Below are 22,683 nucleotides of genomic sequence, written 5' to 3' on the forward strand. Positions count from 1 at the left end.
GCAGGGCTTTGTTGTGGTGCCCCCGGGAGGGCCGGCTCGATCTCAGTAGGTGAAGTTCAGCACCGTGGCGGTGCCGGCCGTCAGCTGGAACGTCTGGGTTTTCTCGCCGTAGGCAAAGCCGGGCACGGTGGGCCGCGAGGCCACAGGCACCGAAGCCTCAAGCGCGCCGTCAATCTTGGTTTCGCCTTCGGCGGAGTAGGACGGTCCGGTCATCTGGGTCATGGTTCCGGTGAGCGCCTTGCCCGGCAGTTCCAGCTTCACGCTGGTCTGCGCAGCCTGCGTCGGATCATTCTCGTTGACGATGACCACGCTGGTGCTGCCGTCAGCGTTCTGCAGGGCGTACCCGTAGGCCAGGCCGCCGCCGGTGGTTTCCAGCTTCAGGAACTCACCGCCAGTCAGGTCCGCCGCGACGGACATGCCGAAGAACGGGGACCGCTCAAACACGGTGCCATCCGGCTTCAGGTAGGCGCCGCCGGAGCAGAGCGGCGACAAGGGGGGCCCGCCCTTGCAGGTCAAAAGGGAGCTGTGGAAGCCGAGCCGCTGGATGCCGTTCTGGGCGGACGCGAGGATGTAGTCAACGCTCCAGAGCGCGGACGCATGCGTCCGGCTGGTGGGGTTGGCGCCATCGCAGGCCGAGATTCCGGTTTCCGGGATCCACACCGGCAGGCCTGCCGGACCGGCAATCTCCAGCGCCGCCTTCTGGTAGGCGAGCGTGCGGTCATGCATCTGGCGCGTCATGAGGTTCGCCATGGTCGGCGCACTTTGCGGGTCCTTCGCATCACAACTGGTCAGCGGGTAGTGATGCAGCGACAGGATCTTCTTCTGCTGCGTGGTCGTTTTTACGAACGGTTCCCACCAGGACTCGGCGTAAGCGCCCGGTCCCAGCAACGGAACCTGGGGTGCCACGGCAAAAATGGCGTCGGCGTATTCCTTCAGCTCAGCCAAATAGTCGTCGCGGTCCCATCCTGACGGCCGCACGCCGCTGGTGGGGAAACCGTTCGGTTCGTTCCCTACGGTGACGCTGACCAGCCGGGCTTTGAAGATATCTGCGGCGTACTTCATCATGTCCGCTGCCCGGGGTGGGTCGAAGTGGCCCAGGTCCACAGTCAGGCTGATGGTTGCATCGGTCGCCTCGAGGAGCGTGTTGACGCGTTCGAAATCCGCCGGAGTAACAGCCCGGACCGGGCGGGGCTTGTCACCGGTCAGGTTCCCCGGGATGGGCTCGCCCGTGGACGTCCAGTACATCCGCCTGTCCACGGAACTGCCGCCAAAGCGGAGATGGGGTTTTTTGAGGCCGGAAAGGAGCGCCACCATTTCGGCGTTGTCGCCGCGCAAATTAGTGTCCGCCAGGTCGGTGGCTTCCAGCGAAAGGCCCACGATGCCCTCCGGCATGGACGTTCCGGTTTTGTCGGCAGAGACCTTCAGGGTCATGGCGTCAACGGCGGTCAGCGGCGAACCGGCCGGCGGACCGGCCTGGTTGTAATACGTGACAGGCGGCGCGGGCGGCAACGACTTCGTCGCTGTGGCTGTGGCTGTGGCCGTCGGTTCGCTGGTGGGCTGCGAGGTGGCTGCGGGGGTACCGCCGCCATTCTGGAGGAGCGGCAGGACGAAGATGATCAGGGCGATCACCACAACGGCGGCGACCAGGGCCAGCGGCCACCATTTCCGGGAGCCGGGCCTGGTGTCCCGGCGGGCCGGGCCGGGCGGATGTTCGGGTGGCAAGGGATCAGAAGAAGGCATGCGCAGGTTACTCCAACGTTTGGGTGTGTTATCGCATAGCCTAGCGAATGACGCTTCCCCTGCTGCTATTGGGCAGGCCCGGCTGGACGCCGGACGAGGGTTTCCGGGGTGGCGGTCCAGGCCGCCGCGGCCAGGAGCAGGATGCCGCCGGTGATGCCGAACGCCCATCCGTACCCCAGTTTGTCCGCCAGGATGCCTGCCAGGACAGGACCGGCGATCGCGCCGATGTCCGCCGTCATCTGGTAGGCGGCCAGGACCCTGCCGCCGGAGCGGCCGTTGCCGATCACGTCCGCCAGCGCTGCCTGTTGGGCCGGTCCCAGCAGGCCGGAGCCGATCCCCGCCACCGCCGACGCCGCCAGGAACCAGCCCAACCCGGACGTGAGCCCGATTCCAGCGGTCGAAAGCCCGGCCACCAGCAAGCCGGCGACCATCATGGGCCTGCGCCCCAGGGAGTCTGCCAGCCGGCCGGAAAACGTCAGCGCAGCGGCGTTTCCGGCAGCGAAGACGGCCAGCGCCAGACCCGCCGATTCCGGCCCGGCCCCCAGCGCGGCCACTGCAAACAAGGGAACTGTTGCCATGCGGACGCCGAAGGTAGCCCAGCCGTTGGCGAAACTGGACAGCAGCGCCGATCGGTAGGCGGGGATCCGGAGGCCCTCGGAGAAGAGCATTGCAGGGATGGCGGGGCCGCCGTCGTCCGCTGACCTCCGTTGATGGCTGAGCTGGGTCTGGACCACAACGGCGGCCAGCACCAAAGCGGCGGCGTAGGCAAGGAACGGGACCCGCAACCCGAAGCCGGCCAGCAGCCCGCCCACGATGGGTCCTGCCACGTTGCCAATGAGGAACGCCGAGGCGTAGGCCCCGGAGACGCGTCCCCGGCTCTCGGGCGGCGCCAACCGGATCACCAGGGCCATGGAGGCTACCGTAAACATCACCGACCCCACGCCGCCCAAGCCACGGAACACCAGCAACTGCCAGTAGTCCTGGGCGAAGGCGCAGGCCGCGGTGGAGGCCGCCACGATGAGCAGCCCGCCCACGTACACGGGACGCTCACCCAGCCGGGCGATCAGCACCCCGCCGGCAGGCGCAAACACCAGGCGCATAAACGCGAAGATGCTCACAATGACGGCCGCCGCTGTTGCCCCCACGTCGAAGGTTGTGGCGAACTGCGGCAATACCGGCGCAACAAGCCCGAATCCGAGGGCAATCAGGAACGCGGCGGCAAGCATCACCTTGATGTCCCGCGGCAGGCGCTCGCGTGGCGGCCGGAGCCGGGCCAAAATCCGTGCAGTGGCGCCGCCGGTGCGCGGTGTTGCGGTCATGATGCGTGATTCCTTGCCGGGTGGGACGCCGGGATCCGGCGAAAGTGCAGAAACATAACCGTAACAAGGCGGATATGCACCATTTACTTCCTAGAGGTTGTTGTAACAGGCCCGCAATCTAAATCCTCCGCGAGCGAAACACGGCGCCGACACACTCGTTACAGGACGCAAACGGCGTTGGCAGGCGGAGAACTCCGCAAGATTCGAGTGAGAGAGGACGTGCACCATGGAACTTACCGCAGGTCACGTATGGGTCATGGTGTCTGCAGCGCTAGTGCTGCTGATGACACCGGGCTTGGCATTCTTCTACGGCGGCATGACACGCGCCAAAGCAGCACTGAACATGATGATGATGAGCTTCATCTCCATCGGCATGGTGGGCGTTGTCTGGATTCTCTGGGGCTACTCCATGTCCTCCGGCGATGGCTTCCTCCAGATGGTGGGCAACCCCTTCGCCAAGTTCGGATTGGAAGGCATTGACACCCCTGACGGCCTCATCGCCGTTGGCTTCGGCGCCACCTTCGCCATCATCACCGTCGCGCTCATCAGCGGTGCGATCGCCGACCGCGCCAAGTTCGGCGCCTGGACCGTGTTCGTCCCCGTCTGGGTCACGCTGGTGTACTGCCCCCTGGCCTACATGGTGTGGGGCGGTGGCCTCTTCAGCACGGAGGGTGCCGTTGGTGCGGCGCTCGGGGAAGCCATCGACTTCGCCGGCGGCACCGTGGTGCACATCAACGCCGGCGTCGCGGCACTGATCCTCGTCTTCATCGTGGGCAACCGCAAGGGGTTCGGCAAGGACCCCAACCACCGCCCGCACAACATCCCGTTTGTGATGCTCGGCGCGGCCATCCTGTGGTTCGGCTGGTTCGGCTTCAACGGCGGCGCGGCCACCACCGCAGAGCAGGGCGGCCTCATCTGGATCAACACGCTGGCAGCACCCGCAGCGGCAATGCTCGGCTGGCTCGTCACCGAACGCATCCGCGACGGCCACCCTACGTCCCTCGGTGCCGCATCAGGCGTCGTCGCAGGCCTCGTGGCCATCACCCCGGCCTGCGCCAACGTCAGCCCCGTGGCCGCCCTCGGCCTCGGCGTGGTGGCCGGTGTGGCCTCCGCCCTGGCGGTCGGCCTGAAGTTCAGGTGGGGCTTCGATGACTCGCTCGACGTCGTCGGTGTGCACCTCGTCTCCGGCATCATCGGCACCGTGGCACTGGGCTTCATCGCCCTCCCCGAAGAAGGCGTGGGCGGCGGCCTCTTCTACGGCGGCGGCATGACCCAGATGTGGGCCCAGCTCGCAGCAGCCGGCATCGCCATCGCCTACTCAGCGGTGATGACCACCATCATCGCCCTGGCAATCCACAAGACCATGGGCTTCCGGGTCTCGCAGGAACAGGAATCGGTGGGTGTGGACCTCAGCCTGCACGCCGAGACCGCCTACGAGTTCGGTGTTGGCGGACACGGCGGCAGCTTCTCCCCGCTCCACGACATGATCACCGGCAAGTCCCAGCCCGAAGCGGCTGGCAGGAATGAAGCAGCAACAGGCAAGGAAAGCGTGGGGGCATGAAACTGATCACTGCAATCGTCAGGCCGGAAAAGCTCGAAGCAATCCGGGAGGGACTGGAATCCTACGGGGTCCAGGGCCTGACGGTCAGCGCAGCCAGCGGTTACGGCCGGCAGCGTGGCTACACGGAGGTTTACCGCGGCGCTGAGTACAACGTGGATCTCCTGCCCAAGATCCGGGTGGAGGTGCTGGCCACCGATGAGCAGGCGGATGACATCCTCGACGTGATCATCGCCAGTTCCAACACCGGCCGGGCCGGAGACGGCAAGGTCTGGACCATGGACGTCTTTGAGGCAGTCCGGGTCCGCACCGGGGAGCGCGGCGTGGCCGCGATCTAGCACTGGCAGCGAAGCAATAAGGAAGGGCAGGGAACCGGTCAGGTTCCCTGCCCTTCCTGCGTTGCCGGGGTGAACGGCCCCCGGGCCCGGCAGCGGCCTACCTGGCCCCGGCGGCTCCGGACCAGGACGCGGGGCCTTCCGATCCGGCGTCGTACTCATCCAGCGGCACCTCGCCGTCCTGCCACGCCTGCAGCACCGGTTCAACAATGCGCCAGCAGTCCTCCGCGGTGTCGCCGCGGACGGACAGCAGCGGATCCCCGGTAAGCACACCTTCCAGGACTTCGCCGTAGGGGAGCAGGTCGGCGCCGCTCAGTTCGGCCTCCAAGGTGGTCCGCGTCAACGTGAAGAGGTCCCCTGGCCCATCCACGTCGACGTCGAACTGCAGCGTGTCCGGCCCGAACCCGATCCGGAGTTGGTTGGGGGAGTCAACACCGCTGAAGCCCTTGGGCAGGTGCGGGACGGGCCGGAACGTCACCACCGCCTCCTTGCGTTTGGCGCCCAGCGCCTTCCCTGACCGCAGGATGAAGGGCACACCCTTCCAGCGCCAGTTATCGATGCCGACCTGGACTTCGGCAAGGGTTTCGGTCCCGCGGGAGGCATCCACGCCTTCTTCGGCGGCATAGTCCGGGACGTCCTTCCCGCCAACCGTGCCGGCGGTGTACCGCGCCCGGCGGGTGGACCGGTTGAATGGTCCGTTGACGCTGCTGGCGCGCAGCACCCCGGCGATGGCGTCGCGGAGGTCCCGCTCGTGGATGCTGGCAGGCGGCTCGATGGCCATCAGCGCCATGATCTGCAGGAGGTGGCTCTGGATCATGTCCCGCAGCGCTCCGGCGCCGTCGTAATAGCGGGCGCGGCCTTCCAGGGCCAGGTCCTCGTCGAAGATGATCTCCACCTTCTCGATGTGCTCCCGGTTCCATACCGGCTCCAGGAAATTGTTGGCGAACCGCAGGCCCAGGATGTTCAGCACCGTGGCTTTGCCCAGGAAATGGTCCACCCGGTGGATGTGGTCCTCCGGCACCAGCCGGGCCAGGGTCCGGTTCAGCTCCCGGGCAGACTCGGCACCGGCCCCGAAGGGCTTTTCCATCACCAGCCGGGTGCCGGCGGGAACCTCCTCCGGCCGGAGGACCCCGCACGCCAGCTGGCTGATCTTCGGCGGCAGGGCGAAGTACACCGCGACCGGGCCATCGAGTGTCCGCAGCAGCGAGGCCAGCCCGTCTTCCGCCGTGACATCCAGCTGGTGGTAGCTGCTGGCGGCGGCCAGGGACTTCAGGGCCGCCGCGCCGTCGGCGCCGGCCTCTGCACCTTCAGCGGCGAACGACGCCTGCAGCCGCTCCTGCCACTGCGCGGCTGTCCACGGATCGGAGCCTGCACCCACCAGGGTCAGGCCATCGGCGCGGCCGCGCACCACCAGGCTGGCCAGGCCCGGCAGCAGGAGCCGCCCGGTCAGGTCGCCGGAGGCGCCAAGGATGAGCAGGGTCCGTACAGTTGTTTGGCTCGTCATTTTGCCAGCATGCCATCATGCGGGCCCGACTTGGTACCCTAGATAGTCGAGTCCCGATCATCCACTGAAAGAAGTTCACGGCGCGTGTTCAATTCACTCTCTGACCGGTTGACAGCAACCTTCAAGAATCTTCGTGGCAAGGGCCGCCTGACTGAGGCTGATGTTGATGCCACAGTCCGCGAGATCCGCCGCGCCCTCCTGGATGCCGACGTCGCTGTATCCGTGGTCCGTGAATTCACCGGCCGGGTACGCGAACGCGCCCTGGGCGCCGAGGTCGCAGCCGCGCTGAACCCCAGCCAGCAGATCGTCAAGATCGTGAACGAGGAATTGGTGGAGATCCTCGGCGGCGAAACCCGCCGGATCCGCCTGGCCAAAAACGGCCCAACCGTCATCATGCTGGCCGGCCTGCAGGGCGCCGGTAAGACCACCCTGGCCGGCAAGCTCTCCAAGTGGCTGAAGGCCCAGGGCCACAGCCCCATCCTGGTGGCCTGTGACCTGCAGCGGCCCAACGCCGTCACCCAGCTCCAGGTGGTGGGCAAGCGGGCCAACGTGCCGGTGTTCGCACCGCACCCGGGTGCCACCTACACCGAGCTCGACCACCCGGCAGGCGATCCTGTTGAGGTTGCCCGGGCCGGTGTCGAGGAAGCCCGCCAGAAGCTGCACGACGTGGTGATTGTGGACACCGCCGGCCGCTTGGGCGTGGATACGGACATGATGGAGCAGGCGCGCCAGATCCGCCGGGCCATCGTCCCCAATGAAGTCCTCTTTGTCATTGACTCCATGATCGGCCAGGATGCCGTGAACACGGCGCTCGCCTTTGATGAAGGCGTCAACTTCACCGGCATTGTGCTGTCCAAGCTCGACGGCGACGCCCGCGGCGGTGCCGCCCTGTCCGTCGCGTCGGTCACCGGCAAGCCCGTGATGTTTGCGTCCACCGGCGAAGGCCTCGACGACTTCGAACTGTTCCACCCCGACCGGATGGCTTCGCGCATCCTGGACATGGGTGATGTGCTCACGCTCATCGAGCAGGCCGAAAAAAACTGGGACAAGGACGAAGCAGCCCGGATGGCGAAGAAATTCGCCGACCAGGAAGACTTCACCCTGGACGACTTCCTCGCCCAGATGCAGCAGATCCGCAACATGGGCTCCATGAAGAAAATGCTCATGATGATGCCGGGTGCGCAAAACATCCGCCAGCAGCTCGAGCAGTTCGACGAGCGCGAGATCGACCGCGTTGAAGCAATCGTCCGGTCCATGACGCCGCACGAGCGCGTGGCCCCCAAGATCATCAACGGCTCCCGCCGGGCCCGCATCGCCCGCGGTTCCGGTGTCCACGTTTCCGAGGTCAACGGCCTGCTGGAGCGTTTCGCCCAGGCGCAGAAGATGATGAAAAAAATGGCCCAGGGCGGCATGCCGGGAATGCCCGGGATGCCTGGCATGCCCGGCGCCGGTGGCGGTGCCCGCAAGAACGCCAAGAACGCGCCCAAGAAGAAAGCCAAGTCCGGCAACCCGGCCAAGGCGGCCCAGGAGCTCAAGGACGCGGCAGCCCGGCGCGCAGCAGGCCCCAAGGCGCTGCCCACCGGGGCTGCCTTCGGCCAGCAGCAGGGGGACTTCGATCCCTCGCAGCTCAACCTGCCCAAGGGCTTCGACAAGTTCCTCGGGAAGTAGCCCAACCAAGTAGCGCCAAGTGCCGTTCTGAACACTCAGGACGACACTTGGCGCTACCCGGTTGGGATGTCGGTACCGTCGAATAGGGTTGGGACATGGTCAAGCAACGGGTGGTGTTCGTGCACGGCGAGGGAAGCTTCGGCGCGGCCGCCTGGCCCCGGCAACACGGCATGGCGCTCACGTACGACGCCTTGTTCCTGCGCCGGCACGGCTACGATCCCGTCGCTGAACCAGTGGAGTCCTCCTTCGGGGCGGACACAGCGGTGATCCTTGAGGCACTGGCCGACGACGGCCGGGGAACCGCCGGCGGGCACGTTGTGGCGCATTCACAAGGGGCAGTGGCGGCCATGATGGCCGCCGTCGAACGGCCGGACCTGGTCCACTCCCTCACGCTGGTGGAGCCGGCCTGCCTGTCGCTGACAGCGGGCCTGCCTGCCACCGCCGCCCACATCAGGCTGATGCAGCCGCTTTTTGATGCCCGGCACCAGCTCAGCGACGAAGACTTCCAGCGTGGGTTTGTCCGCCGCGTGTACGCCACGGACCTCCAGGAGCCCACCTCGCTGGAGGAGAAGCGGTCCGCCCGGCGGCTACGGCTGCAGGTACCCGCGTGGGAAGCGCCGCTGCACATTGTTCCGGGTGTGCCCACCCTGGTGCTGACCGGAGGCTGGGAACCATTGTATGAGGAAATCGCCGGCTACCTCCGGGAAACCGGCGCCCTGCACCGCATTGCTGCGGGCGGGCACCGGCCCCAGGACTCCCCGGACGGCGACCACGCCATCCGGGGATTCATCAGCGACGTCAGCCGTGGAGTGCAGGCCAAAGCATCCTGACCGGCCGCCGGCAGAAGCTGCCTAGCTTCCTGCCGGCATCACCGGCTCCGGCAGGTAAACCTTTCCGCCGGAAGCCAGGAACTCGTTGCTTTTTTCCCGCATGCCGGTGGCCATCTCCGCCAGCGCGGCCTGCGCTTCCGCGGAGCCGTATTCGTCCCGGATGTCCTGGCTGATCCGCATGGAGCAGAACTTGGGCCCGCACATGGAGCAGAAATGCGCTGTTTTGGCCGGTTCCGCGGGCAGGGTCTCGTCGTGGAAGGCCTCCGCCGTGACGGGGTCCAGTGACAGGGCGAACTGGTCCCGCCACCGGAACTCGAACCGTGCCTTGGACAGGGCATCGTCGCGTTCATGCGCTCCCGGGTGGCCTTTCGCCAGGTCAGCGGCGTGTGCGGCGATCTTGTAAGTGATCACGCCCGTTTTGACGTCATCCCGGTTGGGCAGGCCCAGATGCTCCTTCGGTGTGACGTAGCAGAGCATGGCCGTGCCGTACCGGGCGATCTCCGTGGCGCCGATCGCTGAAGTGATGTGGTCATAACCCGGAGCGACATCCGTGACCAGCGGTCCCAGGGTGTAGAAGGGGGCGCCCTTGCACAGCTCCTGCTGGCGTTCCACGTTCTCCCGCACCAGGTGGAAGGGCACGTGGCCCGGGCCTTCAACCATCACCTGCACGTCGTATTCCCAGGCCCGCTGGGTGAGCTCGGCCAGCGTGTCCAGTTCGGCGAACTGGGCGGCGTCGTTGGCGTCGGCAGTGGCACCCGGCCGGAGGCCGTCACCGAGGGAAAACGCGACGTCGTACCGCGCGAATATTTCGCACAGCTCGTCAAAGTGCGTGTAGAGGAAGTTCTCCTGGTGGTGCGCAAGGCACCAGCCGGCCATGATGGAACCACCGCGGGACACGATGCCGGTGACGCGGTTGGCGGTGAGCGGCACGTAGCGGAGCAGGACGCCGGCATGCACCGTCATGTAGTCCACGCCCTGCTCGCATTGCTCAATCACCGTGTCCCGGAAGATCTCCCAGGTCAGGGCGTTGGCTTCGCCGTTGACCTTCTCCAACGCCTGGTAGATGGGCACGGTCCCGATCGGGACCGGGGAGTTCCTGATGATCCACTCCCTCGTGGTGTGGATGTCATCGCCGGTGGACAGGTCCATCACGGTGTCGGCGCCCCACTGGGTGGCCCACTGGAGTTTGTCCACCTCATCGGCGATCGAGCTGGTCACCGCGGAATTGCCGATATTGGCATTGATTTTCACCAGGAACGCCTTGCCGATGATCATCGGCTCGGACTCGGGGTGGTTGATGTTGTTCGGGAGGATGGCGCGGCCGGCGGCGAGTTCGCTGCGCACCAGTTCAACGTCGCAATTTTCGCGCAGGGCCACAAACCGCATTTCCCGGGTGACGATGCCGTTCCGGGCATAATGCATCTGCGTGACGTTCCGCCCGCCGACGGCGCGGCGGGGCACCGGATGCGCACCCTTCCACTCCGCGGAAGCCGCTCCGCGGCGCACCGCGGACCGGCCGTCGTCGAGCAGGTTCCGTTCCCTGCCGCCGTACTCCTCTGTGTCCCCGCGTGCCGCGATCCACTCCGTCCGGAACGGCGCCAGGCCCAGGACCGGATCACTTCCAGGGCCCGCAGTCCGGTAGGTCCGGAACGGGGAGTTTGCGGTACCTCCGGGGGAGGGCTCCAGCGCAATTTCCGTCACCGGAACCCTGATCCCGGCGGCCTGGTCTTCGAGGTAGGCCAGCGAGTGCGAGGCCAACGAACGGGTCTCCGCCCCCGTGCCGTCCCCGGTAGCAGGCAGATTTTGGGCAGGGTTGAACGGTGTTTTGGATGTATTCAAGGAATACTCACTTCCTTCGCCGGCATTACCCGGACAGGTTCGACGGTCGCAGGCTGCGTCAGCCCGATCTCAGCCCCTGCAGGGGCACCCGTGTGGTCACCAAGAAGCTACCACAAGCCCCGACCGGGGGTTGTGTCACACTGCGGTGCTAGCCTGCATGCGTGACCACTAGCCCACATAAGGCCCAGGACGGGCCGCCACAAAAACCGTTTCCGGGCCCCCGGCGGCCGTCCGCTTTTCAAGGTGCGCGACAGTGACCCAGGTACTGGAGTTCAGCGGCCCGGTCCTCACCGGACCGGATACCGTGCGGCACGGCATGTGGTCGGTCGATGGCGTGCTGACGTTCAACCGGCCGCGGCAGGCACCCGGGAAAACCCTCGACGGGTGGGTCCTTCCCGGTTTTGTGGACGCGCACTGCCATCTGGGCCTGGGGCCGGGTGGCGCCGTGGGCCGGGAAGAAGCAGAGCAGCAGGCCCGCACGGACCGGGACGCCGGCACCCTCCTGGTCAGGGATGCGGGCGCACCGCTGGATACCCGCTGGCTGCAGTCAGGACGGGAGTTCCCGGTGCTTATCCGGGCCGGCAGGCACGTGGCCCGCACGCGGCGGTACCTGCGGGGATTCGCCGAGGAAGTGGAGCCGGCTGACCTGGTCCAGGCGGTGCGGAAGCAGGCGCGCGACGGCGACGGCTGGGTCAAGCTTGTGGGCGACTGGATTGACCGGGATGCCGGTGACCTCGCACCCTCCTTTCCTGCCGCCGTCGTCCGTGACGCCATCGCGGCGGCGCACGACGAAGGCGCCCGCGTTACCGCCCACTGTTTTGCAGCGGACACCCTGGACCAGATGCTGGACGGCGGCATCGACTGCATCGAACACGCCACCGGGCTGCAGCCACGGCACCTGCCGCGTTTCGCTGAACAGGGGGTACCCATCGTGCCCACCCTCATCAACATCGCCACCTTTCCTGACATCGCGGCCAGGGCGGAAGCGAAGTTCCCGCGCTACGCCGCACATATGCGCTCACTGTGGGAGCGGCGGGCGGAGCGGGTGCTGGAAGCCTTCGAGTCCGGGGTGCGGATTTTCGCGGGCACCGACGCCGGCAGCGTTATCCGGCACGGCCGGATCACGGACGAGATCCTTGCCCTGCATGGAGCCGGCCTGCCCATGGCCGCAGCACTCGATGCGGCCTGCTGGGCGGCCCGGGACTGGCTGGAAGCGGAAGGCATCCGCGAAGGGGAGCGGGCCGACGTCGTCCTGTGCGCAGGGGACCCGCGCCTCAACCCTCTGGACATCACCCGGCTTTCGCACGTGGTGCTTGGCGGGGAGTTGATTCGCTGAAGCCCTCGCACCTCGCTTGGAATAAATTGAAGCTTCAAGTAATTTTATGAGTGAAGGCCCCCGCACCGAGGGCCCAGCACCAGGAGCACCCAATGACCGCAGCAGCCAGCAGCAGTGACCTTCTTCCCGCCGACCTCACCATGGGCACCGTGATGCTCAAGGTAGGCGACATGAAGGTCATGACCGATTACTACCAGCGCGCGCTCGGCCTGGAGGTGGTGGCCGAGCAGGACGGTGGACTGTACCTGGGCCGGCTGCAGAAGCCGCTGGTTCACCTTGCCCCAGCCCCCGGCCTGAACCTGCCCGGCCGGGGAGAGGCGGGACTCTTCCACACCGCCCTGCTCTTCGAGGACCAGTCGGCGCTGGCCGCGACGGTTGCCTCCGCCGCCCGGTTTGAGCCCCGGTACTTCACCGGCAGCGCCGACCACCTGGTCAGTGAGGCCTTCTACTTCAATGACCCCGAGGGCAACGGCATTGAGCTGTACTGGGACCGGCCGCGGAGCAACTGGTCCTGGAACGGCACCGATGTGGTGATGGACAGCCTGGCCCTTCCCCCGCAGCGCTACCTGGATACGCACCTCACCGAGGAATCCGTGGCAGGCCAGCAGGCCACCGGCGCCGGAGTGGGCCACGTCCACCTCCAGGTGGGCGATGTGCAGTCCGCCCATGACTTCTACGTCGGTGTCCTCGGCTTCGAAAAGACCGCCGGCTGGCACGGCCAGGCGCTCTTTGTCTCCGCCGGCCGCTACCACCACCACATGGCCATGAACGTCTGGAACAGCCGCGGCGCAGGACCCCGCAAGGACACCCTGGGCCTCGGTGAGGTACTGATCCAGGTACCGGCCGGGGACGACGTCGGATCCCTCGCCGACCGCCTCAAGGCGGCCGGCATCGCCGCCCACCACACCGGCGCCGAACTGCGCTTCGAGGATCCGTGGAAGAACAGCATTCGCGTCGCCGCAGCCTGAAGCCCGTGGCGGTGGCCGTGCACTAGGCTGAAACCGAAGGGCCGGGGCTGCGGTACCGCCGCGCCGGGAGGCCGCACCGTCAACGAAAACGAGGGACATTTCCATGGGCTTCACCGAGATCTTCGTGGCCACCCATGACGCAGCGCTGAAACATGCCGGCGTCCTGGATGCAGGCAGCAGCGCACCGGCCGCGAAGGCGGTGCGGATCACGGGAATCAGCGACTTCGAAGTGGAACAGCTCGGTGACCTCGCCGGCACAGCCGTCCACGCCGGCGGTGCCGACTACGAACTGACTATGGTGGACGTTTCCAGCGACTCGCTGCTGGCGGTCCCGCCCGCCATGGTCCGGGCGCTGGCAGACCTGCTCACCTACGAAACCGAGGGTGACGGCGAGGTCCTCGACGACGTTTCCGGGCAGTGGGCCGCCCAGGACGACATGCCGTTCGACGCCGCGAAGGCCAAGGAATACGTGCAGCAGGTCGCCGAACTCGCCGGCTCTGTGGACGACTCCGAGCGCACCGGCCTTTACGTCTGGTCCGCCTGAGCCTTCCGCCGCGGTTCCCCCGGCCTGAGGTCGGGGTGTCAAGTCGAAATCCGGACGCTGATCTGGCACAATGGACAGGTACTCGATCCGCGTGGCCCCTCTCTCCGCGTCCGGATCCTGTCCTTTGAACCTTCAAGTATGGCCCGCCCCACGGGTGCAGAACGATTGCTTCGCCCCTTTTCTGAAACAGGAGTGACCACAAAAGTGGCCGTAAAGATTCGCCTTAAGCGCTTTGGCAAAATGCGCGCACCGTACTACCGCATCGTCGTCGCCGATTCACGCACCAAGCGTGATGGCCGCGCCATCGAAGAAATCGGCAAGTACCACCCCACCGAAGAGCCCTCATACATCGAGGTTGACTCCGAACGTGCACAGTACTGGCTCTCCGTCGGCGCCCAGCCGTCCGAGCAGGTTGCCGCCATCCTGAAGATCACCGGTGACTGGCAGAAGTACAAGGGCCTGCCGGGCCAGGAAGGCACCCTGAAGACGAAAGCTCCCAAGGAAGCCTTTGTTGCCCCGGAGAAGAAGTCCGTGATCATCCCGGAAGCCATCACCAAGAAGGCAGCCAAGTCTGACGCAGCCGAGGCGCCGGCCGAAGCAGAGACCACCGAGGCTGAGTAGATTGCTGGCAGACGCGCTCGAACACCTGGTCCGCGGAATCGTTGATTCCCCGGACGACGTCAAGGTCAGCTCCAAGAACAACCGCCGCGGGGACACCCTCGAGGTGCGGGTTCATCAGGAAGACCTCGGCCGGGTGATCGGCCGTCAAGGCCGCACGGCACGCGCCCTGCGCACCGTTGTGGCTGCCTTGGCCGGTGGCGAGCCGGTACGGGTCGACGTCGTCGATACCGACCGCCGCCGCTGAACGCCACGCAATTTCAGCTTTACCTCCGGCCCCTCCACCCCTGGTGGAGGGGCCGGAGTGCTTTGACCCCACATCCAGTATTTCAATCCCGAACAGAGGAACACATGCAGCTCCAGGTGGCGCGTATCGGCAAACCCCACGGCATCCGCGGGGAAGTCACGGTCCAGGTCCTGACGGATGTTCCCGGCGACCGCTTTGCCCCCGGCACCGAGTTCGTGGTTGAACCGGCCTCCGCCGGCCCGCTGACGGTTATCAGCGCACGCTGGAACAAGGACATCCTCCTGCTGGCCTTCGACGAGGTGGCCGACCGGAACCAGGCGGAAACCCTGCGGGGCGCCAAACTGTTCATCGAAACGGAGGAACTCGACGACGATGACGACGACGAGGGCTGGTACGAGCACGAACTCGTCGGGCTCGAGGCCCGGGTTGCCGGTCGCGTGGTCGGAAAAATCGCCGCGCTGAACACCATGCCGGTCCAGGACCTCCTGATGGTCACCACCCCCGACGGAACCGAAATCCTCGTTCCTTTTGTGGAGCAGATCGTGCCCGAGGTCAACGTCGCCGGCGGCTACATCGTCATCACCCCGCCGGACGGACTTTTCGAAGTCAACACGGACGACGCCGGCGCCCCCGAAGGCCCGGAAGGCACCGCCTAGATGCGCGTCGACGTCGTCAGCATCTTTCCCGACTACCTGGCGCCCCTTGAACTGTCGCTGATCGGCAAGGCGCGCCAGGACGGGCTGCTGGACCTGGTGGTCCACGACCTCCGGACCTTCACCACCGACAAGCACCGTTCCGTGGACGACACGCCCTACGGCGGCGGCGCCGGAATGGTGATGAAGCCTGAGCCGTGGGCCGAGGCGCTGGCCGCGGTCGCGGGAATGCACCCCCAGGACGGTGGGAAGCCGGTCCTGATCGTCCCCTCGCCTGCCGGCGAGCGGTTCACGCAGGCGCTGGCTTATGAACTGGCCGAGGAAAAGCACCTCGCTTTTGCGTGCGGGCGCTATGAGGGCATCGACGAGCGGGTCATTGAATGGGCCCATGAGCACTTCACTGTCCGGCCCGTCAGCCTGGGTGACTACGTCCTCAACGGCGGCGAGGTAGCGGTCCTGGCCATGGTGGAGGCCATTGGCCGGCTGCTTCCCGGGGTGGTGGGAAATCCGGAATCGCTCGTGGAGGAGTCCCACTCAGACGGGCTGTTGGAGTACCCCGTCTACACCAAGCCGTCCGTGTGGCGCGACCGTGAGGTCCCTGCGGTCCTGCTGAGCGGCAACCACGGCAAAATTGCGCAGTGGCGGCGCCACGAGCAGTACCGCCGGACGGCCGCCCGCCGCCCGGACCTGATGGACTCATTCGTTGCCGTCAACCTGCCGCGGGCGGACCGGAACGAGCTGTACAACCTGGGCTACGAGGTTGTGGACGGCGCCCTGGTGCGCCGCCCGGACGCGCAGCGGGACTGAACCTTCCGCGTCCTGGCCGGGTTGATTGGCTGTAAGCGCCGCGCTGTGGCAAAATTAGTCCTTGTGTCTGCTGGGTCCGCGCCTGCTACAGGGGGAGCGTTACCAACAGCCAAGACAACCGGCCCCTTCAATCAGTGACGGGGGCAGGACACTTACCTTTCGGCCGTGATTTCCGGTGCGCGTCAGCGCCCGGGCCTGGCGGCCGTGACCCAAAGTGAATGACCTGTGGCGTTCACCAGGAGTGCAATCATGCATATTCTCGATTCCGTAGATGCAGCTTCGCTGCGCACCGATGTTCCCGCGTTCCGCGCAGGCGACAACCTCAAGGTGCACGTGAACATCATCGAAGGCAAGAACTCCCGTGTCCAGGTATTCCAGGGCTTCGTCCTGGGCCGCCAGGGTGACGGCGTCCGCGAGACCTTCACGGTCCGCAAGGTCTCCTTCGGCGTGGGCGTGGAGCGTACCTTCCCGGTGCACTCCCCGATCATCGACAAGATTGAGGTTGTCACCAAGGGTGACGTCCGCCGCGCCAAGCTGTACTACATGCGCGCACTGCGCGGCAAGGCTGCAAAGATCAAGGAAAAGCGCGACTTCAGCTCCGCCAAGTAGGTCCCTTCCGGACCTGCAAGGCCGGGCCGCAAGCCGTATCCGGCCAGCGCCGGAGCCCTCCAGCACCAGCGCCCAGGATACGGATTATGGACCACACAAAACGCCAGCCCCGCAAAAAGGGCTGGCGTTTTGCGTTCCTGGCGCTGGCACTGGCCGTGGTTGCCAGCGGCCTGGTGCGCTCGTTGTGGCTGGACGTCTACTACATTCCATCGGAATCCATGGAACCCCTGCTCCAGGGCGGGGACAGGATCCTGGTGTCCCGGACCGGCTTCCGGGACGAACCCATTCAGCGCGGCGACATTGTGGTTTTTGACGGCCGGGGTACGTTCGCCCCGCTCAACAGCGGAAAGGGTCCGCTTGGCGACGCGGCCTCCGCGGTGACGCAGTGGCTGGGCCTGACCGGCAGCGACACCACCTACGTCAAGCGCGTGATCGGAGTGCCGGGCGACCACGTGGTGTGCTGCGACGCGGCCGGACAGGTCACCGTCAACGGGAAGCCGCTGGCGGAGCCGTACATCTTTTCCGGCGACGCCCCGAGCACCCAGAAGTTCAATTCCGTGGTCCCGGAGGGCCGGCTCTGGCTGATGGGCGACCACCGGTCCCTGTCGGCGGATTCACGCAGCCTGCTGGGCGCCCCCGGCGGCGGCATGGTTCCGGTGGACCGGATCATCGGCCGGCCGGTCCAGATCATCTGGCCGCTTGATAGATTTGCAGCAGTAGCCCGGCCGCCTTTGGCCGGAACATCAACAGAGAACGGACAGTAGATGCCCGAGAACAACGCGCGGCCTTCAGAGCCGCGTCCGGACGGCGCATCGGACCTCCCGTCCGGCGAAGCAACCAACCCCGCGGCGGCTGACGGCGAAACGGGTCCCCGCGCTGCGGAAACCGGCGCTGATGCAGGTGCCGCGGATTCCGGTCATTCGGATTCCGGCGCTTCGGAAGCCGGTACGCCGGCCGTTCCCCAGGGCCGCCGCTCCGCGAAGGCCCAGCCCACCGGCAGTCCGGTTTTCGCCTGGCTGAAGGAAGTGGCCACCGTTGTGGTCATTGCCGTGGTCCTGTCCTTCCTGATCAAGACCTTCCTCTTCCGGGCCTTCTTCATCCCTTCCCCTTCCATGGTGGAAACCCTGGAAGTCGATGACCGCATCTTCGTCAATCTCCTGGTCCCTGAGCCGTTCGGCCTGAACAGGGGAGACGTTGTGGTGTTCCGTGACACCAAGGGCTGGCTGCCGGCCGCACCCGACAAGGCGCAGGGTCCGTTCACCTGGATCCAGGACGGGCTGGCCTTTGTGGGGCTCCTCCCGGACAACTCCGAGCAGCACCTGGTGAAGCGGGTCATCGGCCTTCCCGGCGACCACGTCACGTGCTGCGACGCGGACGGGAAGCTCACCATCAACGGCGCGGCCATCAACGAGACCTACATCAACCCGGCCGAGATCCCGCAGGTACGCAATTTCGACGTTGTGGTCCCCGAAGGGAAGATCTGGGTCATGGGCGACAACCGCAACCACTCGGCGGATTCCCGTGCCCACACGGACGCCGACGGCGGGTTCATCGACCTCGACGACCTCGAAGGCAAGGCCGCTGTCATCGCCTGGCCGCTGAACCGCATCACCGCGCTGGATAACTACCCGGACGTGTTCCGGGGCGTCCCGGCGGCAGGCTGAGCATGTCCACCCCCGTGGACGCAGCGGAAACCCAGGCAGCCGCTGCGCCTGTCAGGGCCGTCCGGAAAACCGCCAAGGCCGCCAAAACGCCGGTCCGGTCAAAAGCGCCCACGTTGCGCTTTGAGCGCACCTTCAAGGCTGAGGGCGTACGCTACCTGGCCGGCGTGGACGAAGTTGGCCGCGGCGCACTGGCCGGACCTGTGAGCGTTGGCATCGCCGTTGTCGACCTGGCGAAGCAAAAGCCACTGGCCGGTGTCCGGGACAGCAAACTGCTCAGCGTCAGTGAGAGGGAGCGGCTGGAGCCCCTGGTCCGCCGCTGGAGCGTGGCCTGCGCGGTGGGCCACGCCACGGCTGCAGAGATCGACGCTGTGGGGATCATCGCGGCCCTGCGGCTGGCAGGCACCCGGGCCTGGAACAGCGTGCTGGCCGGTGGCATCGTTCCGGACCTGGTGCTGCTCGACGGGAACCACAACTGGCTCTCGGCCCCCGCCCAGGAGTCCCTCTTCGATGGCCCCGTCCTGGCGGCAGCCTGTGAAGCGCCGGTCCGCACCCGGATCAAAGCCGATATGCAGTGCCTCAGTGTCGCGGCAGCCAGCGTCATCGCCAAAGTTGAGCGGGACCAGGCCATGCGCACCCTCCACGCCGGCTATCCGGACTACGGCTGGGACGTCAACAAAGGCTACGCCACGTCCCTGCACCGCGACGCGATCAGGGCCGCCGGGCCGTCGCCGCACCACCGCGTCAGCTGGCGGCTTCTGGGCGGTGAACTACAGGACGCGGGGCAGTTACCGGCCGGAGAAGCCGCGGACGGCCTTGGAGGGGATTACTGACGCGGCAGTGCCACGGCGCTGACGGCGCCGGTCATGGTGCAAGATGGATGCATGAGTGCTGAGGATCTTGAAAACTATGAGACTGACATGGAGCTGCAGCTCTACCGTGAATACCGCGATGTTGTCAGCCTGTTCAGCTACGTTGTCGAGACCGAACGGCGTTTTTACCTTGCCAACCACGTGGACCTGCAGGCGCGGAGCGCAGACGGGGAAGTCTACTTCGACCTGACGCTGCAGGACGCCTGGGTCTGGGACGTGTACAGGTCGGCGCGCTTTGTGAAAAGCGTCAGGGTCCTCACCTTCAAGGACGTCAATGTCGAGGAACTTCCCCGCAACGAGGAACTGGCGCTGCCCAAGGATGTTGACCTGGGGAACTAGCAGGGCCTTGCCCCTCTCTTTTCCTCCACAGCTGCTGTCCCGGCCCCCTTTGTCCACATACCTGATCCCTGTGGTTCCGGCCATCGTGGCCCGGCTGCAGGCTGGTTGCGGAGGTGGTCATGAAATCCAAGGACCTTTTGGGCCGGCACGGCGAGGACCTCGCGGCGGGGTATCTCGAGTCGCTGGGCATGCTTGTTGTGGAGCGCAACTGGCGCTGTTCCGAGGGCGAAATCGACATTGTGGCCCTGGACGGGGACGCGTTGGTCATCGCCGAGGTGAAGACGCGGCGTTCCCTTGATTACGGGCACCCGTTTGAGGCGGTAGGGCAGGAGAAACTTTCCCGGCTCCACCGGCTGGGCTCGGCCTGGTGCCGGGCGCGGGAACTGCGGATGCCGCTGCGCCGGGTGGACGTGATCGCCGTGGTGGACGACGGCGGCGGCGAACCTGTGCTCGAACACCTCAAGGGGGTGGGGTGAGTGGCTTTGGGCCGCACGTACTCCATCGCCCTGGTGGGACTGAACGGTTACCTGGTGGAGGTGGAGGCCGACATAGGCCAGACGCTGCCCGCATTTGTTATCTTGGGCCTGCCCGACGCCTCGTTGAACGAAGCCAAGGAGAGGATCCGGTCCGCAGCCAAAAACTCCGGCATCCCCTTGAGCCGCAGGAAAATTACCGCGAACCTGATTCCGGCGTCACTGCCTAAACGCGGATCCGGCTTCGACCTTGCTGTCACCATCGCCGTACTGCGGGCTGCCAACGACATCCGGCCCACCGGCCGGACGGTGTTCATCGCCGAGTTGGGGCTGGACGGCCGGCTCCGGCCGGTCCGGGGCATCCTGCCGGCCGTTATGGCGTCCGTGCAGGCCGGTTTTCCGGACATCGTTGTGGCCCAGGCCAACTTCGCTGAAGCCGCCCTGGTTCCCGGCGCCAAAGTCCGGGGGTACCGCACGCTCGCCCGGCTGGCGCTGGACTGCGGTGCCGATCCGCAGGACCTTGCACTGGACTTTGAACCCGAGGACCGGGAAGAAGCAGGGGCGGCAGGCGCTGACCCTGGCCCGGGTCCTGACATGGCGGATGTGTCCGGCCAGGCGGAAGCCAGGCGTGCCCTGGAGGTAGCGGCCGCGGGTGCCCACCACCTGCTTCTGACGGGACCTCCCGGCGCGGGGAAAACCATGCTTGCAGAACGGCTTCCCGGGCTGCTGCCGGACCTCGCGGATCAGGAAGCCATGGAGGTGACGGCCATCCACTCGCTGTGCGGGTTGCCCTCGGCGGCGGTTCAGCTGCTGCGGCGGCCGCCGTTTGAGAATCCCCATCATTCGGCCACTGCGGCCGCCATCATCGGTGGCGGCTCCGGCCTGCCGCGGCCCGGTGCTGCGTCCCGGGCCCACCGTGGTGTGTTGTTCCTGGACGAGGCACCGGAATACGAAAGCCGGGTGCTGGATGCCCTTCGCCAACCGTTGGAGAGCGGCGAACTGGTGATCCACCGGTCGGCGGGGACTGCCGCCTACCCGGCGCGGTTCCAGCTGGTCCTGGCCGCCAATCCCTGTCCCTGCGGCAAAGCCTCCGGCAAGGGCCTCGAGTGCACGTGCACCCCAATGGCCCGGCGGCGGTACCTTTCCCGGCTCTCCGGGCCGCTGCTGGACCGGGTGGACATCCAGCTGCAGGTGGAGCGCGTGTCGCTCGCCGAGTTCGGCCAGGCCGGGGCGGAGGAAAACACCGCAGCCATCGCACAGCGCGTAGGTTCCGCCCGGGCCCGGCAGACGGGGCGGCTGGGCAGGTTCGGATTGGACACCAATTCGCAGGTTCCCGGGCGGATCCTGCGTGGCGAGCTGAAGCTGGCACCGGCGTCAACCAGGATCCTGGACCGCTCCCTCGAACGCGGAATCCTCACGGCACGCGGCTACGACCGGGTGCTTCGCCTGGCGTGGACGCTCGCGGACCTGGGCCTGCGTGACACCCCGGACGATAACGACATCGGCCAGGCGCTGAGCCTGCGCCAGGCATCGGCGGTGGCGGCATGAACGGCGGCAGGTTCAGCGATGAGCGGATCGCCAGGGCAGCGTTGTCCCGGCTGATGGAGCCACAGGACTCGGCCGGGCTGGCGTTGGTGCAGGTGGCCGGTGCCGTGGACGGGCTGCGGATCGCCACTGGGCAGGTCGCTGCAGGTCCCGAACTCGAGCGGGAAATGACCGGACTGCTTGCCGCGGGCGGTTCGGCCCCGGGCTGGTCCGGTTTGGGTGCCGCCCTGAAGCGCTGGCTGCCGCGCAGTCCGGAACTGGCGCCGGAACGGGATCTTGCCACCATGGCACGGCTGGGCGGGCGGATGATTATCCCCTCGGACCCGCTGTGGCCGGTCCAATTGGCCGATCTGGGACTCCAGGAGCCGCTCTGCCTGTGGTGGCGGGGCTCTGAGCAACCCCTCCCGGCGGCGGCGCGGTGCATTGCCATGGTGGGTTCGCGGGACAGCACCAGCTACGGCGCCGCGGTGACGGGGGACCTGGCCTATTCCCTGGCGCAGCGCGGCTACACGGTGGTGTCCGGCGGAGCGTACGGCATTGATGCCCATGCCCACCGGGCAGCGCTGGCCGGCGGTGCCGGGCCGCTGCCCACCATCGCCGTTATGGCCGGTGGCGTGGACAGGTTCTATCCGTCCGGAAATGAGGATCTCCTGCGGGCAGTGTGCAACCAGGGGGCGGTGCTTGCCGAGGTCCCGCCTGGCTCTGCGCCCACGCGCTACCGGTTCCTCCAAAGGAACCGGCTCATCGCGGCCCTTGCCGCCGTAACCGTGGTGGTGGAGGCACGCTGGCGCTCCGGCGCGTTGAACACAGCCCACCACGCGGAAACGCTGGGCCGGTCGGTGGGTGCCGTGCCGGGCTCGGTGCACAGCGCCAATTCCGCCGGCTGCCACCGGCTGCTGCGGGATGGTGGTGCCGTGTGTGTCACCGACGCGGCTGAAGTCGCGGAGCTGGCTTCCGCCAGCGGTGACGGCTTGGCGGAGGACTTCCGCCAGGGCGCCGTCCAGGTGCAGGACGGACTGACCCTTGAGGACCTGATTCTGCTCGATGCCCTGCCGCTGCGGTCCACCACATCCATTGAGAAGCTTGGTGTGGTGGCCGGCCTGGGGCAGGAGTCCGTCCGGGCAGGCCTTGGACGGCTGGGTTTGTTGGGACTGGCCGTTTCGGAGCGTGGCGGGTGGAAACGGGGCAAGGCAGAAGCCTGACAGGGGGCGCCGGAGG

General features: G+C 66.7%; 23 protein-coding genes and 1 riboswitch. Of the genes, 19 read left to right on the forward strand and 4 right to left on the reverse strand.

The window, feature by feature from the left end:
* Window positions 1-42 precede the first annotated feature (42 nt).
* Window positions 43-1,740, reverse strand: a complete 1,698-nt coding sequence (locus ACU18_RS15785) for a hypothetical protein (RefSeq protein WP_157370966.1) — start codon at window positions 1,738-1,740, stop codon at window positions 43-45.
* Between the two features lie 65 nt (window positions 1,741-1,805).
* A complete protein-coding gene (locus tag ACU18_RS15790; protein ID WP_050687075.1) occupies window positions 1,806-3,059 on the reverse strand; it encodes an MFS transporter in 1,254 nt (417 codons plus the stop codon).
* A 226-nt stretch (window positions 3,060-3,285) separates the two neighbouring features.
* Between ACU18_RS15790 and ACU18_RS15795 the strand changes: the two genes are divergently transcribed.
* Together ACU18_RS15795 and ACU18_RS15800 are read left to right on the forward strand one after the other, a co-directional pair.
* Window positions 3,286-4,620, forward strand: coding sequence for an ammonium transporter (locus ACU18_RS15795; protein ID WP_050687076.1), 1,335 nt, complete (start codon window positions 3,286-3,288; stop codon window positions 4,618-4,620).
* Window positions 4,617-4,955 carry a P-II family nitrogen regulator gene (locus ACU18_RS15800; RefSeq protein WP_050687078.1) on the forward strand — a complete coding sequence of 113 codons (339 nt, stop codon included), beginning with the start codon at window positions 4,617-4,619 and terminating at the stop codon, window positions 4,953-4,955. Before ACU18_RS15795 ends, ACU18_RS15800 begins: the two co-directional genes overlap by 4 nt.
* 97 nt (window positions 4,956-5,052) lie before the next feature.
* On the opposite strand, the gene ACU18_RS15805 is transcribed toward ACU18_RS15800, so the two are convergent.
* Window positions 5,053-6,456, reverse strand: coding sequence for a glucose-6-phosphate dehydrogenase (locus ACU18_RS15805; RefSeq protein ID WP_050687080.1), 1,404 nt, complete (start codon window positions 6,454-6,456; stop codon window positions 5,053-5,055).
* 84 nt (window positions 6,457-6,540) lie between these two features.
* Here ACU18_RS15805 and ffh point away from each other — a divergent pair, with 84 nt between their 5' ends.
* Together ffh and ACU18_RS15815 are read left to right on the forward strand one after the other, a co-directional pair.
* The gene (gene ffh / locus ACU18_RS15810) at window positions 6,541-8,124 is read left to right on the forward strand and encodes a signal recognition particle protein (protein WP_050687082.1); all 1,584 of its coding nucleotides are present in this window, start codon (window positions 6,541-6,543) and stop codon (window positions 8,122-8,124) included.
* A gap of 95 nt (window positions 8,125-8,219) precedes the next feature.
* Entirely contained in the window at window positions 8,220-8,954 is a 735-nt protein-coding gene (locus ACU18_RS15815) for an alpha/beta fold hydrolase (RefSeq protein WP_050687084.1), read from the forward strand.
* A gap of 21 nt (window positions 8,955-8,975) precedes the next feature.
* On the opposite strand, the gene thiC is transcribed toward ACU18_RS15815, so the two are convergent.
* Window positions 8,976-10,793, reverse strand: coding sequence for a phosphomethylpyrimidine synthase ThiC (gene thiC / locus ACU18_RS15820; RefSeq protein ID WP_050687086.1), 1,818 nt, complete (start codon window positions 10,791-10,793; stop codon window positions 8,976-8,978).
* A riboswitch (TPP riboswitch) is annotated at window positions 10,788-10,895 on the reverse strand. It overlaps the preceding gene by 6 nt.
* 151 nt (window positions 10,896-11,046) lie before the next feature.
* On the opposite strand from thiC, the gene ACU18_RS15825 reads away from it, so the two are divergent.
* The 15 genes from ACU18_RS15825 (at window position 11,047) to dprA (ending at window position 22,667) form a co-directional block, all read left to right on the forward strand.
* A complete protein-coding gene (locus ACU18_RS15825) occupies window positions 11,047-12,129 on the forward strand; it encodes an amidohydrolase family protein (protein ID WP_050687088.1) in 1,083 nt (360 codons plus the stop codon).
* Window positions 12,130-12,221: 92 nt separating this feature from the next.
* Window positions 12,222-13,097, forward strand: coding sequence for a VOC family protein (locus tag ACU18_RS15830; RefSeq protein ID WP_050687089.1), 876 nt, complete (start codon window positions 12,222-12,224; stop codon window positions 13,095-13,097).
* Between the two features lie 103 nt (window positions 13,098-13,200).
* Entirely contained in the window at window positions 13,201-13,641 is a 441-nt protein-coding gene (locus ACU18_RS15835; protein ID WP_050687091.1) for a hypothetical protein, read from the forward strand.
* 204 nt (window positions 13,642-13,845) lie between these two features.
* On the forward strand, window positions 13,846-14,262 hold the full coding sequence (rpsP, locus tag ACU18_RS15840) for a 30S ribosomal protein S16 (RefSeq protein WP_050687150.1): 417 nt from the start codon (window positions 13,846-13,848) through the stop codon (window positions 14,260-14,262).
* 1 nt (window position 14,263) lies between these two features.
* Window positions 14,264-14,506, forward strand: a complete 243-nt coding sequence (locus tag ACU18_RS15845) for an RNA-binding protein (RefSeq protein ID WP_050687093.1) — start codon at window positions 14,264-14,266, stop codon at window positions 14,504-14,506.
* Between the two features lie 104 nt (window positions 14,507-14,610).
* On the forward strand, window positions 14,611-15,162 hold the full coding sequence (rimM, locus tag ACU18_RS15850; protein ID WP_050687096.1) for a ribosome maturation factor RimM: 552 nt from the start codon (window positions 14,611-14,613) through the stop codon (window positions 15,160-15,162).
* A complete protein-coding gene (gene trmD, locus ACU18_RS15855) occupies window positions 15,163-15,966 on the forward strand; it encodes a tRNA (guanosine(37)-N1)-methyltransferase TrmD (protein WP_050687098.1) in 804 nt (267 codons plus the stop codon). It abuts the gene before it with no gap.
* Between the two features lie 249 nt (window positions 15,967-16,215).
* Window positions 16,216-16,575, forward strand: coding sequence for a 50S ribosomal protein L19 (rplS, locus tag ACU18_RS15860; protein ID WP_050687100.1), 360 nt, complete (start codon window positions 16,216-16,218; stop codon window positions 16,573-16,575).
* A gap of 86 nt (window positions 16,576-16,661) precedes the next feature.
* Window positions 16,662-17,339, forward strand: a complete 678-nt coding sequence (lepB, locus tag ACU18_RS15865; protein WP_050687102.1) for a signal peptidase I — start codon at window positions 16,662-16,664, stop codon at window positions 17,337-17,339.
* Window positions 17,340-18,239, forward strand: a complete 900-nt coding sequence (gene lepB / locus ACU18_RS15870; RefSeq protein WP_050687104.1) for a signal peptidase I — start codon at window positions 17,340-17,342, stop codon at window positions 18,237-18,239.
* 2 nt (window positions 18,240-18,241) lie between these two features.
* A complete protein-coding gene (locus ACU18_RS15875; protein ID WP_082178376.1) occupies window positions 18,242-19,069 on the forward strand; it encodes a ribonuclease HII in 828 nt (275 codons plus the stop codon).
* Between the two features lie 51 nt (window positions 19,070-19,120).
* The gene (locus tag ACU18_RS15880; protein ID WP_050687107.1) at window positions 19,121-19,447 is read left to right on the forward strand and encodes a DUF2469 domain-containing protein; all 327 of its coding nucleotides are present in this window, start codon (window positions 19,121-19,123) and stop codon (window positions 19,445-19,447) included.
* A gap of 119 nt (window positions 19,448-19,566) precedes the next feature.
* A complete protein-coding gene (locus ACU18_RS15885; RefSeq protein ID WP_050687108.1) occupies window positions 19,567-19,923 on the forward strand; it encodes a YraN family protein in 357 nt (118 codons plus the stop codon).
* Complete coding sequence (locus ACU18_RS15890) at window positions 19,924-21,468, forward strand: YifB family Mg chelatase-like AAA ATPase (RefSeq protein WP_050687112.1); 1,545 nt, start codon at window positions 19,924-19,926, stop codon at window positions 21,466-21,468. It abuts the gene before it with no gap.
* Window positions 21,465-22,667: a DNA-processing protein DprA gene (gene dprA, locus ACU18_RS15895; protein ID WP_050687114.1), complete on the forward strand. Its 1,203-nt coding sequence runs from the start codon at window positions 21,465-21,467 to the stop codon at window positions 22,665-22,667. The genes ACU18_RS15890 and dprA overlap by 4 nt, the downstream gene beginning before the upstream one ends.
* Window positions 22,668-22,683 lie beyond the last annotated feature (16 nt).

The organism is Arthrobacter sp. ZBG10 (assembly GCF_001238605.1).
GTDB lineage: Bacteria > Actinomycetota > Actinomycetes > Actinomycetales > Micrococcaceae > Arthrobacter.